We start from the raw sequence: 14,457 nt of genomic DNA on the forward strand, positions 1-14,457 counted from the left end.
TTATGGATCACCCGTAACTACAATCGCGCCCGTGCCAATGCAATACCGGGCTCGCCCGTTCGTCTGCGGAGCCATCGGTCCGTGGAACGAGAAAGTGCTGAATCGCCTGATCGACGCCGCCCCCGGGGGGCTCAGCGCGATTCACCGCGAGCCCAACGCGATCTTATTGTCCTCGGCGAAGCTTGAGCGGTGGACGGCAGGATCGGCGCATGGCTACCTCTGGTCTCCGGTGAGCGAAGGCGGCAGGCCCGGCTCGTGGCGGGAGGCCGCCGAGGAGCGCATGGCCGCCGGGCTGTGCGTGGAGAACGGCGTGCCGGTGCTGCACTCCGACGGTCTCGGCCTCCAGGAGATCTACCTCAGAGCGCACGGCGCGGCCCTGTACTTCTCCGTACGGATCGATCCGCTGCTGCACCTGGACGACAGCCGATTACACGTTGACTGGGCGGCCTGGGCGGCCCTGCTGATCACGGCGGTGCTCGACGACCAGACCCCGTTCGAGGAGGTCCGCAGGGCCGAACCAGCCACCGCCTACCGGTACGCGGACGGCAGGACCTCGAAGGTCGGCTTCCTGCCGTCCTGGCTGACCGAACGGACCGGCCCCGAGGTCACCCCGAAGGCTCTGGTCGAGACGATCGCCGCCTGCCTTCCCCGCCGCCGCCTGCGCCGGGTCTCGGTCACCCTCAGCGGCGGCTGGGACTCCCGCCTGCTGGCCGGCCTCAACAGGACCATCACCCGCAACCGCATGCACGCCCTCACCACCAGCAACGACGACGGCGCCGAGCACGACACCGGCTACGCGACGGAGGTCGCCCGCGCGCTGCGCATCCGCCAGCACACGGTGATCCCCGGCCCCGAGGCCTGGCTGGCCGAACACCATGAGGTCCGCCGGCGCCTGCAGTACCAGTCCTGGCAGCACACCTGGCTGATGCCGATGGCCAGACTGACCCACCAGCGCAGAGACCTCGTCCTGGACGGCTTCGCCGGGGACGTGCTGTTCCGCGCCAAGGACTACTACACCGACGTGGCCGCAGCACCGGACCCGGCCGCCGCGCGCCAGATCATGTGGGAACGCGTGGCCTCGGCGCGATTCACCCACGAGGGCGTCTTCGCGCCGGGAGTGCCGGAATCGGTCACCGAGGCCTCCCGGCCCGCCTTTGACCGAGTCGCGGACGCCCTCGGCGAGCATCACCTGTGGCCGCTGTTCGCGCGCCTAGGCTTCGGCACCCGCCAGGCTTCCACCTGGCTGTTCGAGCCCGAGACCGACCTGCGGTTCCCATTCGCCCACCCCGACGTCCTACGGGCAGCTGCCCGGCTACCCCTGACGACCAGAACCACCGGAGACCCGCTCTACCGCTCGATGCTGCGGCACGCCCACGCGACGAGCGCCGCCCTACCCTCCACCAACGATCCATGGCCGAAGAAGCCCCTCCAGGCCCGCCGACAGAGCAGCCCGGCCGCGCTGGCCCGGATGACCGAGGCGATCCTGGCACACGACAGCGTGGTCACCGCCTTCGGACCCCAGCTCCGCCGGGTACTCACCGACCCGGAGATCCGCAACCGGCAGGGCGTCTGGAACCCCACGCTGTACCCACTGCAATGGGCCAGCCTGCTCGCCGACTGGCTCACCGCCTACGACTCCCGGCTGGTCCCCAGCCCATGGCCGTACGTCACGAAGGTGAGGGCGTGACCTGGTAGATCTGGAGAACCCCATCCGGAGTCTCGAACGCCGTCCGCCACGTCTCAGGGATCTTGAGCGGCGAGCCGAAGACGCGGGAGGCACGGGTGGGGCACATGGAGCAGATGTTCCCGTCCACCGCGTCGTACAACATGACGTAGTCACCCGGCCGGGCCTGCTCCGCCTCGGACAGGAGTTCGATCCGGCTGGTGACGACCGGCGCGCCGAACGGGCCGTTGCGGTAGACCCGCATCAGCACCTCAACCCCGTTGTCGCCCCAGACCGTGTGCTGCGCGCCAGCCGTCTCCGCCAGCCAGGTCCTGGCCTGGCTCAGGTGGTGGCCACCGGACTTCGGCCAGGTGGTCCACTCCGTGGCGGCCGTCCAGGTGGCGGCGAACCCGACCGTCCCCGCGACCGCTCCGGCCAGGTACCTGGCCACCGGCGGCCGGCTGGTGAGGCGGTCGACCGCCCACCGTACGAGCAGCCAGATCGTGCCTAGGCCGCCGAGGACGAAGGCCGGGAATATCGGGAACCAGTACCGCTCCACCCACAGGTTCACGGTCGGGCTCGCCGGATTCACCAGGCCGCCGAGCAGCGTCAGCGGTACCCACAACAGCGCGATCCAGCCCAGGAAGAAGCCGAGCTTCCTGGGCCGCACGATGCCTCCCGCGACCGTGACGCCCAGCAGCAGAAGCAGCCAGCGCTTCTCCTCGACCCGGTTGAGGTGGAAGATCAGCCGGTCCAGGTACTCGGTGACCGGTCGGTTGCGGTAGGTCCGCGCGATGTGCTCCTCCTCGCCCTGGGCCGCGATCGCGGTGGCGTGGATCCTGGCCAGGGCGTCCCCCCTGACGATCGCCATCAGCAGCATCTCGGCCGCCACCACGCCGATCAGCGGCAGGCCGAGGAAGAGCAGGTCGCGGAGGCTGACCCGGCGCCACAGCAGCGCCGGGATCAGCGGCCAGAGCAGGACGATGAACTCCCGCACCAGGTAGCTCCAGCCGAGCAGCAGCCCGATCACCACCAGCGCCAAGCGGGGACGGCTGAGGTCGCCGCGCCGGATCGCCACCGTCAGCGCCAGCGCGAACAGGGTCAGCGCGGTGGCGAGCAGGTCCGGCAGCAGATCCCCGCTCTTGTCGAACACGTGGGTGTTGAACGACACCAGCAGCGCGGCGGCGATGCCCACCGTCCGCCCGAAGAACTGGCAGCCCAGCACGTAGGTTCCGACCAGCAGCAGCAAGCCCGCGAAGAGCGGCACCACGTAGTAGGCCGCCTCGGAGTAGCCGAAGACCTCGATCGCCAGCCGGACCGGCAACACCAGCCCGTAGCGCAGCCACTGGTGCAGGACCGTGGACTCGCCGACCGCCGGAGCGTACGGGAACTCCTGGGCGGCCAGCAGGTAGGTGAGCTGGTCGGAAGGGACGGGCGGCGGCAGCAGGGTCAGCCGCACGGTGGCCCAGCCGATCGCCAGTGCCACACCCAGCGCCCACGTCACAGCTCGCGATTCCCGCACCAATAGCACCGCGGAGATTCTGGTGCTAACCGCATAAAGTCCGCGTAAGGAACGCTACGGCGCCTCGTCGCCCTCTACTCGCATGACGCTGGCGACCGCCCGGACGATGTCCAGGTCGCGGAGCCGCTCCACGGTCAGCGACAGTGCCGCGTCGCTGGCCCGGTGCGTGACGAGCACGAGCTGCGCGTCGTCTCCCCGGCCCTCCTGCCGGACCGTCTGGATCGACACGTCCTGCTGGGCGAACACGTCGGCCACGGTGGCCAGGACGCCCGGCTTGTCGGCCACGTCGAGCGACACGTGATACCGCGTGACCGTCTCCCCGACCGGATGCACGGCGAGGTCGGCGTACACCGACTCGGACGGCCCGCGGGTGCCGGCCAGACGATTGCGGGCCACCGCGACCAGGTCGCCCAGCACCGCCGACGCGGTGGGCGCCCCGCCGGCGCCGGCGCCGTAGAACATCAGGCGACCGGCCGACTCCGCCTCCACGAACACCGCGTTGTACGCCTCCCGCACCCCGGCCAGCGGATGCGACCTCGGGATCATCGCAGGATGCACCCGGACGCCGACCGAGCGGCCGTCGTCGGAGCGGGCGCAGATCGCCAGCAGTTTGATCACGTAGCCCATCGCCTTGGCCGAGGCGACGTCGGCGGCGGAGATCTCGGTGATGCCCTCGCGGTGCACGTCCGCCGCGGTCACGCGGGTGTGGAAGGCGATGCCGGCCAGGATGGCGGCCTTGGCGGCGGCGTCGAAGCCCTCGATGTCGGCGGTCGGGTCGGCCTCGGCGTAGCCGAGGGACTGCGCCTCCTCCAGGGCGTCGGTGAAGGACGCGCCGGTGGAGTCCATCTTGTCGAGGATGTAGTTGGTGGTGCCGTTGACGATGCCGAGCACCCGGTGCACCCGATCCCCCGCCAGCGACTCGCGCAGCGGCCGGATCAGCGGGATCGCCCCGGCGACCGCGGCCTCGAAGTAGAGGTCGGCCCGGTTGGCGGCGTGCACGGTGGCGCCGTCCTCGGCCAGCAGCGCCTTGTTGGCGGTGACCACGGACTTGCCGCCCGCCATCGCGGCCAGGATGAGCGACCTGGCCGGTTCGATGCCGCCGATCACCTCTACCACGATGTCGATGTCGTCGCGGGTGACCAGGGCGTGCGCGTCGGTGGTGAGCAGCGACTCGGGCACTGCCACGTCACGTTTTCGGCCCAGTTTGCGCACGGCCACCCCGGCCAGCTCCAGCGGCGCGCCCACCCGGGCCGCCAGGTCGTCGGCCTGCTCGGTGAGCAGCCGCACCACCTGGGAGCCGACCACGCCACACCCCAGCAGGGCGACCTTCAGCGGTTCGCTCACAACTGCCCCCTCAGCAGGTCTTCCTCGGTCTCGCGCTGGACGATCACGCGGGCCTGGCCGCCGGACACCGCGACCACCGCGGGCTTGGGCAGATAGTTGTAGTTGTTGGCGAGCGAGCGGCAGTACGCCCCGGTGCCCGCGACGGCGATCAGGTCGCCGGGGGCCAGGTCGGCCGGGAGGTAGAGGTCGCGGATGACCATGTCGCCGCTCTCGCAGTGCTTGCCGACCAGGCGGGACAGCATCGGGGCCGCCTCGCTGGATCTGGAGGCCAGGCGGGCGGTGTATTCGGCGCCGTACAGCGCGGTGCGGATGTTGTCGCTCATGCCGCCGTCGACGCTGACGTAGGTGCGCAGGCCCTCGACGTCCTTGACCGTGCCCACCTCGTACAGCGTGATTCCGGCCAGGCCGGTGATCGAGCGGCCGGGTTCGACGGTGAGGCGGGGCAGCGGCAGCCCGGCGGAGGCGCAGACGTGCGCCACGATCTCGCGCAGGCTCTCGGCGATCAGCTTGATGTCGGGGGCGTCGTCGCCGTCCACATACGGGATGCCGTAGCCGCCGCCGAGGTCGAGTTCGGGCAGCACGACCCCGTGCTCCTGCTTGATCTGGGCGAGCAGGCCGGCCAGCCGCCGGGCGGCCACCTCGAAACCGGCGGTCTCGCTGATCTGGGAGCCGATGTGCGAGTGCAGGCCGACCAGTTCCAGTGAGGGCAGCGCCAGCACCCGGCGGACCGCCTCGGCCGCCGCGCCGCTGCTCAGCGAGAGGCCGAACTTCTGGTCGTCGTGGGAGGTGGCGATGAACTCGTGGGTGTGCGCCTCCACACCGACCGTCACCCGGATCATCACCTTGGGGCGCACGCCGTGCTTGTCGGCCAGGTAGCCGAGGCGGGCGATCTCCTCGAAGGAGTCGGCCACGATGTGCCCGACCCCGGTGACGACGGCACGTTCCAGCTCGGCCACCGACTTGTTGTTGCCGTGCAGGGTGATGCGCTCGGGCGGGAAGCCGACGCTGAGCGCCACGGCGAGCTCGCCCGCGCTGCACACGTCCAGGCCGAGGCCCTCCTGCATGATCCAGCGGGCCACCTCGCGGCACAGGAACGCCTTGCCCGCGTAGTGCACGTCGCCGTCGTGGAAGGAGGCGCGGTAGTCGCGGCAGCGGGACCGGAAGTCCTCCTCGTCCATCACGAGGAGCGGGCTGCCGTATTCGGCCACCAGGTCGCGGACGTCCACGCCGCCGATCGTGATCGCGCCGTCGATTCGCTCGGACGTTCGCGGCCAGAGCGCCGGGGTGAGGGCGTTCAGGTCGGCGGGGGCGTGCGGCGGGCGTTCGTCAGGCAGCTGCTCGGCGTGCCTGTCACCGGCCGGATGGGCGAATCGACTCACCTGAACGAGGTTATCGGACTCCCCACCCCGGATGAGACGGTTGCCCAGGTGCCGAGACGCTACATCCGGTCGGGCGGAACCTCCGCCGACAGCGCCCCCAGCACGACCCGCACGGCGCGGGCCAGCCAGAGCCGCGCGGTGTGCACCTCCCCGGCGGGCTCGTCGCCGACCGGAGTCGCCGGGGCCCGCTCATGCGCGTCGTGGTACGCCCCTGCCAGCCGTTCCGCGAACGCCTCCCAGCGCGGATCGCGGCTGCTCCGGCGACTGGGCAACTCGGCCAGCATCCGCAGCACCCCCCGATCCTCCACGCCATCCAGCAACTCCGGCCGGAACCCGATCATCGGCACCTCAAGCTGCGCCCCCCACCGCGCCACCGCAACCGCCCGCGAATACGCATATTTCACGACAAATCCGGGGTTGTCCCATGTCCGTGGACGGTCGGGCCACGTGCACGAAGCCAGGTGGGGCAGCTCTTCGAGCTCCGCGACGTGCTCACCGGGAAGCGTCACCGTCACCAGCAGCAGCCCGCTCGGCTGGATCTCGACGTCCGCGATCCCGTCCGCCGCGCGCAGGTCCTCGACGGAGACCCCGGCCCGTGCCAAGGGCGAGATGTATCTGGCCGCCTCCGCCCAAGTGCCCACCGGGGTGGGAGGGTAGCCGAGGAGCGCGCCAAGCCGGTCAGGGGTCACCGGAGGACTTTAGCCGGGAACACGGCCGACCACGCGGGCGTACATCCGGCCTGGGGCCGGGACGGGATCGAGGAAGCCCGGCAGCGCGGGCAGGTCCACGGCGAAGGTCTGGAGCAGCTGGTAAAGGGTGTTGGCGTCCGCAGGGCGGCGTTCGGGTTCCTTCTCCAGCAGGGCTTCGATGAGGTCGGCGAGCGCCGGAGGGACGCCGGGAACGGGCGGCGGGCGCTCTTTGACCTGGCGTTCGAAGACGACGTAGTCGGTCGTGCCGGTGAACAGTTGCCGCCCGGTGAGCATCTCGTGCAGCACGCAGCCCAGGGCGTACAGGTCGCTGCGCGGTCCGGCGACGCCGCGTTTGATCTGCTCGGGAGCCATGTACGCGGGGGTGCCGAGAATCTGCCCGGTCCTGGTGAACTGGGCGCCGTCGGCCTCGCGCAGGATGGCCAGGCCGAAGTCGAGGACCTTGACCGTGCCGTCCGGGCACAACATCAGATTGGTCGGCTTGAGGTCGCGGTGGCAGATGGCGAGCGCGTGGGCGGCCGACAGGACGGCGCACGCCTGCGCGGCGATCGCGGCGGCCCAGGCCACCGGCAGCGGCCCGTGCTCGCTGACCACGTCGGCCACGGTGACGCCGTCGATGAACTGCATCACCTGGAAGAGCCGCTGCTCGTGCGTGCCGAAGTCGTACAGGACGGGCGCGCCCGGATGGTCCAGCCGGGCCAGGATGCGCGCCTCCCGGATGAAACGCCGCTCCAGCTCCTCGTCGGGCCCGCCGGGCAGCCGGAGGAACTTGACCGCGACCTTCCGGTCGAGATGCTTGTCGTGGCCGCCGTACACGGCGCCCATACCACCCTGACCGAGGGGGAGGTCGTCAAGCTCGTATCGGTCAGCGATGACCATGCGGCTACTTTAGAGGAGATGTCCGCTGGCTAGACCGTCCAAGCCCAGCCGGATGAGCCGCTCGCCCCGCCTGGTGGTGGCCCGCAGCGCGTCGTCCAGTTCCGCGAGCCGCCGGAACGCCGCCCCGTACGGCCGCTGTTCCGGCAGCGAAAGCCGCGGCACCCGGGTCCGGCGGGCGTCCAGGCGGCTGGTTCCCCGGCTGTGCCCGCCGCCGGCGCGCAGGAAACCGGCCAGGAAGTCGGAGTCCAGCCGGGCCGGATCCAGCCGGTAGAGGGTGAGCTGGGGCCCGAGCACCGCGCCGCTCTCCGCGATCACCCGGACCGTCCCGGTGGGCGTGGTCACCACGTCCCCGGCCTCGATCACGATCTGCCCGGCCGCCGACCCCGTCCGCCCGGAGGGGACGCCGCCGAGCAGCACGTCGTCGCCGGACAGCACCGGCACCTCGCCCTGGTCGGCCACCTCTCCTGGCTTCATCGCCGAATGGTGCACGGCCAGCAGCCCGGCCTTGGCCAGTTCCCCCACCGTGGTCATGTTCAGATCCCTGGGCTCGTCGAGCACGGCCAGATCCGGCCCGGTCAGGCTGCTCGCCGACGCCCGGAAGCCCTCCTGCTCGGCGATGAACTCCGCGGGCGTGCCGCGCCGGTCGAAGCGCAGCGGGCTGACGTCCACCTCGTCGTCGAGCAGGTCGATGATGCGCACGCCCTGCGGATCACGCTGGAACTCCAGCCAGGCGGGCCACACGCCGGACAGCTCGCCGTTGAACATGAGCACCTGGGCGGGCGGGCGTTCCCCGCTCTCCGGGCGGCGCAGCACCCACAGGTCGCCGCCGCCGATGGCGATCACCGCCCGCAGGGCGCCGCCTCTGAGCAGGTTGGCGCGGATCCGGCGACCGGGGCGGCGGGAGGCCGCGGCGGGCGGCATCAGGATCACCACGGTCCCGCCGGGCCGGACCCGAGCCAGGCAGTGCTGCACCCAGGCCAGCTCCGGCTCGCCGCGCGGCGGCAGGCCATACTCCCAGCGCGGATCCCCGGCCAGCTCGTCATGGCCCCAGGCGCGCTCGTTGAACGGCGGATCGCAGACGACCGCGTCGACGCGCTCGCCGGGGAAACCGTCCTGGCGGAGCGAATCCCCCGCCACCACGCGGCCGTCCACGCCGCGCATGCGCAGCCGGATCTGCGCGATCCTGGCCGAGGAGCCGGACAGCTCCTGGCCCCGGGCCGCCTTCGCGCCCAGCAGCAGCGTCCCGATCCCGCACGCGGGGTCGAGCAGCGTGCCGCCGCCGGACAGCCGGATCATCAGCTCGGCCAGCTCGGCGGGCGTGACCGCCAGCTGCCGGGAGTGCGCCTCGACATACCGCTCGCACAGGAACTCGAAGGCGTCCCGCGTCCCCCGCTCGTCGGCGAGTTCCGCGAGTAAGTCGGTGACCCCGGGCCGCAACCCGGACGGACGTCCTTCCAGGAAGTCCCCCGCCGCCGCGACCAGCTCCCCCAGGCGCAGATCATCCCCGGACGCCCGCAACCGCTGCCAGGCCAGATCCCCCGGCGACAGCTCGTACGGCTTGCCGTTGCGCCGCAGCCACTCCTCGACCTCGGCGAGCGAGAACAGCGGGCTCGCGGTGGTCCCGCCGACAGGCTGCGGGAAGTCCTCATGACGGCGACGCCAGTTGCTCACCGCGGCCCGGCCGACATCGGCCAGCCGGGCGATGTCGCCAGCGTTCACGTAAGTCACGTCATCACTCTACACGACATGCCTACTTGTGAAGTGCTTCAACCAATGTTTTACTGTGCATATGAAACACAGCACGCTGGGACTCCGGTACGCCGCCCGATCCGATGTCGGGCAGCGCCGCCAGAAGAACGAGGACTCGGCCTACGCGAGCGGGCGGCTGCTCGCCCTCGCCGACGGCATGGGCGGCCACCCGCACGGCGCCGTCGCCGGGGCCACCGCGATCCGAGTGCTGTCCGGGCTGCCCATGGACGGCGAGCCGATCGCCGCGCTGGAGGCCGCGGTGCACGCCGCCGCCCAGACGCTGAAGAGCATGGCGGAGGCCGACCCCGCGATGAACGGCATGGGCACCACGCTGACCGCCATGCTGTGGAACGGCCAGGGCTTCGCGCTGGCCCATGTCGGCGACTCGCGCGGCTACATGCTGCGCGACGGCGTGCTGTACCAGATCACCCACGACCACACGCTGGTGCAGTCCCTGGTGGACGACGGCCGGATGACGCCGGAGCAGGCGGCCGAGCATCCGCGACGGTCGATGCTGATGCGCGCGCTGGAGAGCACCGGCAACGTGAACCCCGACATGTCCTCGCGCGGGGCCTACCCCGGCGACCGCTACCTGCTCTGCTCGGACGGCCTGCCCGCCGTCGTGTCGCCGGACACGATCCACGAGATTCTCACCTCCGTCGCCGACCTCGACACCGTCGCGCGCACCCTCGTCGACCTCGCCAACCGGGGCGGCGGCCCCGACAACATCACCTGCGTCGTCGCCGACGTGGTCGAAATGCCCGCCGACTGCACCGAAGACGAGCACCCCATCATGGTCGGCGCCGCTTCCTCCGATCAAGACCCAACCCCTGACTCGGCCCGCCTTTGACTCACAGAGGGCCCGTCATTCGGTTCAGCATTCTCTGTACGACGGCGAGGGCGCAAGGGCAGGTCAACCACCAGCTTGTATGACGGCATCCACGGCCGGCTGGCCGCCCGCTCGCCTGCGATGCGCAACGCCAGGGAAAACCTGCCGCACAGCCTGACCGGCTCGGCCAGGTCCTCCGGCGAGTCCTCTTTCCGGTAGTCGGCGGTCACATTCCTGATCAGGTCCAGCGACTCCGCTTCCACGAGCATGTCGACCCGGACGCGGTTGGCCCCGTCGCGAGCCACTAGCCTGGACATCCAGCTCCGGCTCATCACGACCACCAGGCAGCTGTCGATGCCTGGAAGCAGCGGATGCACCTGGGCCTCGCTCACCGCGTTGCACAGCACGATCAGCACGTTGCCCGGCGAGCCGTGAACGAAATAGAGCCGCGCGGTCTTCGAGTTCTAGCGGGATCGCGCTGATTGGCACCTCAAGCGCGCGCAGAACCCGGCCTTCTGGACCGCCACGCTTCCTCAGTGACAGCCGGACGCCGACAGGAGGCCAGCTTCAATGGAAGGGCTCGCTCCTCAACATGGGAGATCGAGCAAGCCGTGGCTACGTTCGAAGAAGGAGTAATGTCCTCGCTGATCGCGTAAGTCCCGCGATCGGTGCCCGCCAGCGTGTAGCCAACCCGAGTTGATGTATCGGACTCCACCAGCAAGCAACGCCCCGCTCGTCATAGCGGACCTCGTGCGTGACATCCGGCCCCAGGATTACCACTTCCGGCAACGCGCCCATCACTTCCAACGGCCGGACGGCATCCGGACCCACGAGCCGGACGAGCCCGCCGTATTCGTGCCGGAGCCGGAGGAGGCGGTGTTCTATCGAAGATATGGAGTAACCCGGTTCTTCAACTACCCGGACACGCCAGGTGCGGAACTCCGCCCGAGCGATGCGCTCGTACTAGCCTCGAAGCGACTCGCGCCGCTGGTCGAGCAGCTGGAGCGCCTTTCTCCAGTCCCCCTGGCTTCCCAGCTGCCCATCGCCGCGTTATTGAAAGGCTTGGCGAGTTCTAGCTTCCAGAAATCATCTTGTCTGATAGCCCAGAAGTCCTCAGCGAAATCGTAACGATATTCCGCAGTGGCCATCCGGTCACCACGAGACACATCAAGAAGATCACGCGCCCGGCATATCCGACTTCGCCGTGATGAGCATGAAACGGAATTACTACCAGCCTTTTGTCAGCAGGCTCGCCAGATAGCACGAATCCTTATGCGACACCGGCTGACATTGGCCCAACAACTAGTGATCCTATACCCATCATGACAAGGCATCGCCACTCAGGATTCGATCAGGTCCGAACGAATAGGGAACCACTTCCCCCACCCATCACCAACATCGGATATGCAACCGAATATTCGACCCAGGCCCTAAAATCGCGACATTTTTAGTTCTCATCGAGAGGGTCCGCCATTAGCCGAGGTGTTAGCAAAATCACAAGATCGTCCGACGAACAAAGAATCCCTGACGGGAAGCTCTGGCCAGAGGCCTAATTATGGGGAGCCGCCACCTACGCGCTATCAGGACTACGGAGAGTACCCAGGCACCTCCAGATCCGTATGGCAGCCATCGCGCAGGCGCCCTCGTCCTGCGAGCCATCAAAACCGACCACTATCAGGATGGAAGATTAAATGATATGAAAACACCTGGACGTGATCATCGACACGAACGGGGCGCATGTGAGAATGTCCGTCAAAATACGACTATTAATGGTCGCCGGGGTCATCGCATCGCTACTCACAGTATCTCCGGCATCTGCGGAAGAAATAACACCGACTCCAGCACCGGTGCAACCGCAGCCGCCGGTGACGCAATTCCCCAGACCGGAGGATCCCGACCTCGCATTACGGCAGGCCATCGCTGCCGCGAGGGAGCAGAACAAACCCATCGAAGTGACAGCGGTCGGCACGGAATCCAGTTGGACCTGGGCGTACCCGGACGGAAAGCTCACCACCCAGTCCTTCGCCGGGCAGGCGCGGGTGAAGCAGGCGGACGGTTCATTCCGCTGGGTGGACACCACTCTGGTGGCCGACGGCGACCGGGTTCGCCCTAAGGTGGCCGTCGCCGAGGTCGAGCTCGGTGGGGGCGACAGCCCTTTCCTGGCGTCCATGGAACGCGACGGGCAGCGTTTCGCCCTCGACTGGCAGGACCGGCTCCCCCAGCCACGGCTCGACGGCAACAAGGCGATCTACCCGGACGCGGCGGGACCGGGCGCGGACGTCGTGGTCACCGCGCTGGCTGGGGGTTTCCGGCATGACGTCGTCATCCGGCAGCGGCCGTCGGGGCCGGTGGAGTACCGGTTGCCCATCACCACCGAGGGCCTGGACCTGGCCGAGGCCAAGGGCGGGGGCCTGAAGCTCACCGACAACAAGGGCAAGACGGTGGCCTCCGCAGCCACGCCGTATGTCGAGGAGGCCCCCAGCAGCGACCCGAAGAGCGGCATCGCCCATCGTGGCCGCATCGACCTGAAGCTCGCCCGGGGCGAGGGCGGGGGTCGAGTGCTGGTGGTCCGGCCGGACCCGGCTTTCCTGGCCGACAAGAACACCACCTACCCGGTTACCGTGGACCCGGTCGTCTCGCTGACCGCGACCACCGACGCCTGGGTGGAGCACGTGAACAACACGGCCAACTCCACCGGCGAAGTCTTCAACGTGGGCACCGGGACGTACTGGGCGCAGGAGCGCCAGTGCCAGGGCAGCGTGTGCACCTCGACCAACAAGATCTTCCCGCAGTTCGTACGCGGGTACGTGAAGTTCCAGGACTCCAGCGAGTACCTCGGCAAGTACATCGACTCGGCGAGCATCCAGCTGGTCGGCTACTACACGGGTCCGTGCACCGACGCGGTCATCACGGCCTCGGCGATCACCTCGGCATGGAGCACCACCGGCCTGTCCTGGAACACCCGCCCGCCGACGACCAGCACGGGCGCAGTGACCACTCAGCCGTCCTGTGATTCCGGGATTATCACCAACTCCATCAACGTGACCGAGATGGCCCGCACCTGGGCGGCCGGGACGCCCAACCACGGGGTCGAGCTGAAATCGAACGAGGACCCGCGCTCGACCTGGCCGGACGACCCCAACCCCCGAGTGACCCAGTACTGGTCGTTCGACTCGGTGGAGTCCGGCCAGAGTCCGGCCATGCTCAGTGTGACGTACCTGCTGCCGCCGGAGATCCCGACCGTCACCGGGGAGTCGATCGACTCGATCGTCGGCAACGACGCGATCTCCCGCACCACCGACGTGAAGATCAACTACTCGACCACGGCGCTGGACGGGAAGAAGCTCGACTACCTGGTCTCCATCGCGGACCCGACCACTGCCCTCGGCGCGCCCGAACCGACGCCGACACCGACACCCACTCCGCCCCCGCCTGGCGGAGGCGACACGCAGGCGGCGGCGCACTGGCGGCTGGACGAGCCGTCCGGCACGACCGCTCTGGACACCTCGGGCCACGGCCACGATGCGCTGATCTCTAGCCTGGCCACCCGCGGCCCTGGCCGGTTCGGCGGCGCCGTCACCCGAACCCCGGCGGGGTCGGTGGCCATGGCGACCACGCCCGTCCTGCGCACTGACCAGAGCTACACGGTCGCCGGATGGCTCAAGCTCAACGACCGGGCCGGCTGGTACCAACTCGCGCAACAGAACGGCACCACCCGCGCCCCCTTCTACCTGGGCGTGGACGCCGGAAGCGGCGACATCCTCTACGTCCATTACAGCGCCGACACCGCCAGTCCCACGCAGTACGGCGTGTACTCCGGCGTGGATGCCCCCGTCGGCCAATGGTTCCACCTGGCCGGAGTCTACGACGCCACCGCCGGACGACTATCGGTCTACCTCAACGGAAGCCTCCTCGGCACCACCACCGGCGTCCCCGCCAGCTGGAACGCCACCGGTCCCACCACGATCGGCACCCACATCAACGGATCAATCGACGACGTCCGCCTCTACCAGAAGGCGCTGACCGCCACCCAGATCGGCCGCCTGGTCAACCTGCGTGGCTACTGGCCGATGGACGAGGGCACGGGAACGTTCACCGCCGACGCCGCCGGACAGGGCCAGACAGCAACCTTGCACCCGTCCGCCACCTGGGGTCCCGGCAAGTTCGGCCGATCTCTCACCAAGGCCGGGGGGATAGCAGCCACGGCGGCGGGTCCCGCGCTGCGCACTGACCAGAGCTACACGGTCGCGGGATGGCTCAAGCTCAACGACAGGGCCGGCTGGTACCAACTCGCGCAACAGAACGGCACCACCCGCGCCCCCTTCTACCTGGGCGTGGACGCCGGAAGCGGCGACATCCTCTACGTCCATTACAGCGCCGACACC

General features: G+C 69.3%; 11 protein-coding genes. 3 read left to right on the forward strand and 8 right to left on the reverse strand.

Annotation, left to right across the window (positions count from 1 at the left end; translation table 11 throughout):
• The first annotated feature begins 37 nt into the window (after window positions 1-37).
• Entirely contained in the window at window positions 38-1,687 is a 1,650-nt protein-coding gene (locus Amac_RS17700; protein WP_246268436.1) for an asparagine synthase-related protein, read from the forward strand.
• On the opposite strand, the gene Amac_RS17705 is transcribed toward Amac_RS17700, so the two are convergent.
• From Amac_RS17705 to Amac_RS17730, 6 genes are read right to left on the reverse strand one after another with little or no spacing between them, the layout of a single operon-like run.
• Entirely contained in the window at window positions 1,668-3,185 is a 1,518-nt protein-coding gene (locus tag Amac_RS17705) for a glycosyltransferase family 39 protein (protein WP_218041140.1), read from the reverse strand. The two genes, Amac_RS17700 and Amac_RS17705, sit on opposite strands and share 20 nt — an antisense overlap.
• 54 nt (window positions 3,186-3,239) lie before the next feature.
• Window positions 3,240-4,529, reverse strand: coding sequence for a homoserine dehydrogenase (locus tag Amac_RS17710; RefSeq protein ID WP_246268417.1), 1,290 nt, complete (start codon window positions 4,527-4,529; stop codon window positions 3,240-3,242).
• Window positions 4,526-5,908 (reverse strand): diaminopimelate decarboxylase, encoded by a 1,383-nt coding sequence (lysA, locus tag Amac_RS17715; protein ID WP_155355484.1) that lies wholly within the window; start codon window positions 5,906-5,908, stop codon window positions 4,526-4,528. Before lysA ends, Amac_RS17710 begins: the two co-directional genes overlap by 4 nt.
• Before the next feature lie 59 nt (window positions 5,909-5,967).
• Window positions 5,968-6,597 (reverse strand): DALR anticodon-binding domain-containing protein, encoded by a 630-nt coding sequence (locus Amac_RS17720; protein WP_155355485.1) that lies wholly within the window; start codon window positions 6,595-6,597, stop codon window positions 5,968-5,970.
• Between the two features lie 9 nt (window positions 6,598-6,606).
• Entirely contained in the window at window positions 6,607-7,494 is an 888-nt protein-coding gene (locus Amac_RS17725; RefSeq protein WP_155355486.1) for a serine/threonine-protein kinase, read from the reverse strand.
• Between the two features lie 9 nt (window positions 7,495-7,503).
• Window positions 7,504-9,222: an HsdM family class I SAM-dependent methyltransferase gene (locus tag Amac_RS17730; protein ID WP_155355487.1), complete on the reverse strand. Its 1,719-nt coding sequence runs from the start codon at window positions 9,220-9,222 to the stop codon at window positions 7,504-7,506.
• Between the two features lie 61 nt (window positions 9,223-9,283).
• Here Amac_RS17730 and Amac_RS17735 point away from each other — a divergent pair, with 61 nt between their 5' ends.
• Window positions 9,284-10,093 (forward strand): PP2C family protein-serine/threonine phosphatase, encoded by an 810-nt coding sequence (locus tag Amac_RS17735; RefSeq protein ID WP_155355488.1) that lies wholly within the window; start codon window positions 9,284-9,286, stop codon window positions 10,091-10,093.
• Here the strand turns inward: Amac_RS17735 and Amac_RS17740 are convergent.
• A complete protein-coding gene (locus Amac_RS17740; RefSeq protein WP_155355489.1) occupies window positions 10,060-10,488 on the reverse strand; it encodes a hypothetical protein in 429 nt (142 codons plus the stop codon). The genes Amac_RS17735 and Amac_RS17740 overlap by 34 nt on opposite strands.
• 199 nt (window positions 10,489-10,687) lie before the next feature.
• Entirely contained in the window at window positions 10,688-11,026 is a 339-nt protein-coding gene (locus Amac_RS57950; RefSeq protein ID WP_373869824.1) for a DUF6879 family protein, read from the reverse strand.
• 911 nt (window positions 11,027-11,937) lie between these two features.
• Between Amac_RS57950 and Amac_RS17750 the strand changes: the two genes are divergently transcribed.
• Window positions 11,938-14,457, forward strand: a 2,520-nt coding sequence (locus Amac_RS17750; protein WP_170322540.1) for a LamG-like jellyroll fold domain-containing protein, incomplete at its 3' end; no start/stop codon positions are given.

This window comes from Acrocarpospora macrocephala (assembly GCF_009687865.1).
Classification (GTDB): domain Bacteria; phylum Actinomycetota; class Actinomycetes; order Streptosporangiales; family Streptosporangiaceae; genus Acrocarpospora; species Acrocarpospora macrocephala.

Bases quoted from the DNA above. Each gene is read 5' to 3' on its own strand.
- Amac_RS17725 (WP_155355486.1), bottom strand. From the start codon at position 7,494: ATGGTCATCGCTGACCGATACGAGCTTGACGACCTCCCCCTCGGTCAG.
- Amac_RS17700 (WP_246268436.1), top strand. From the start codon at position 38: ATGCAATACCGGGCTCGCCCGTTCGTCTGCGGAGCCATCGGTCCGTGG.
- Amac_RS17735 (WP_155355488.1), top strand. From the start codon at position 9,284: ATGAAACACAGCACGCTGGGACTCCGGTACGCCGCCCGATCCGATGTC.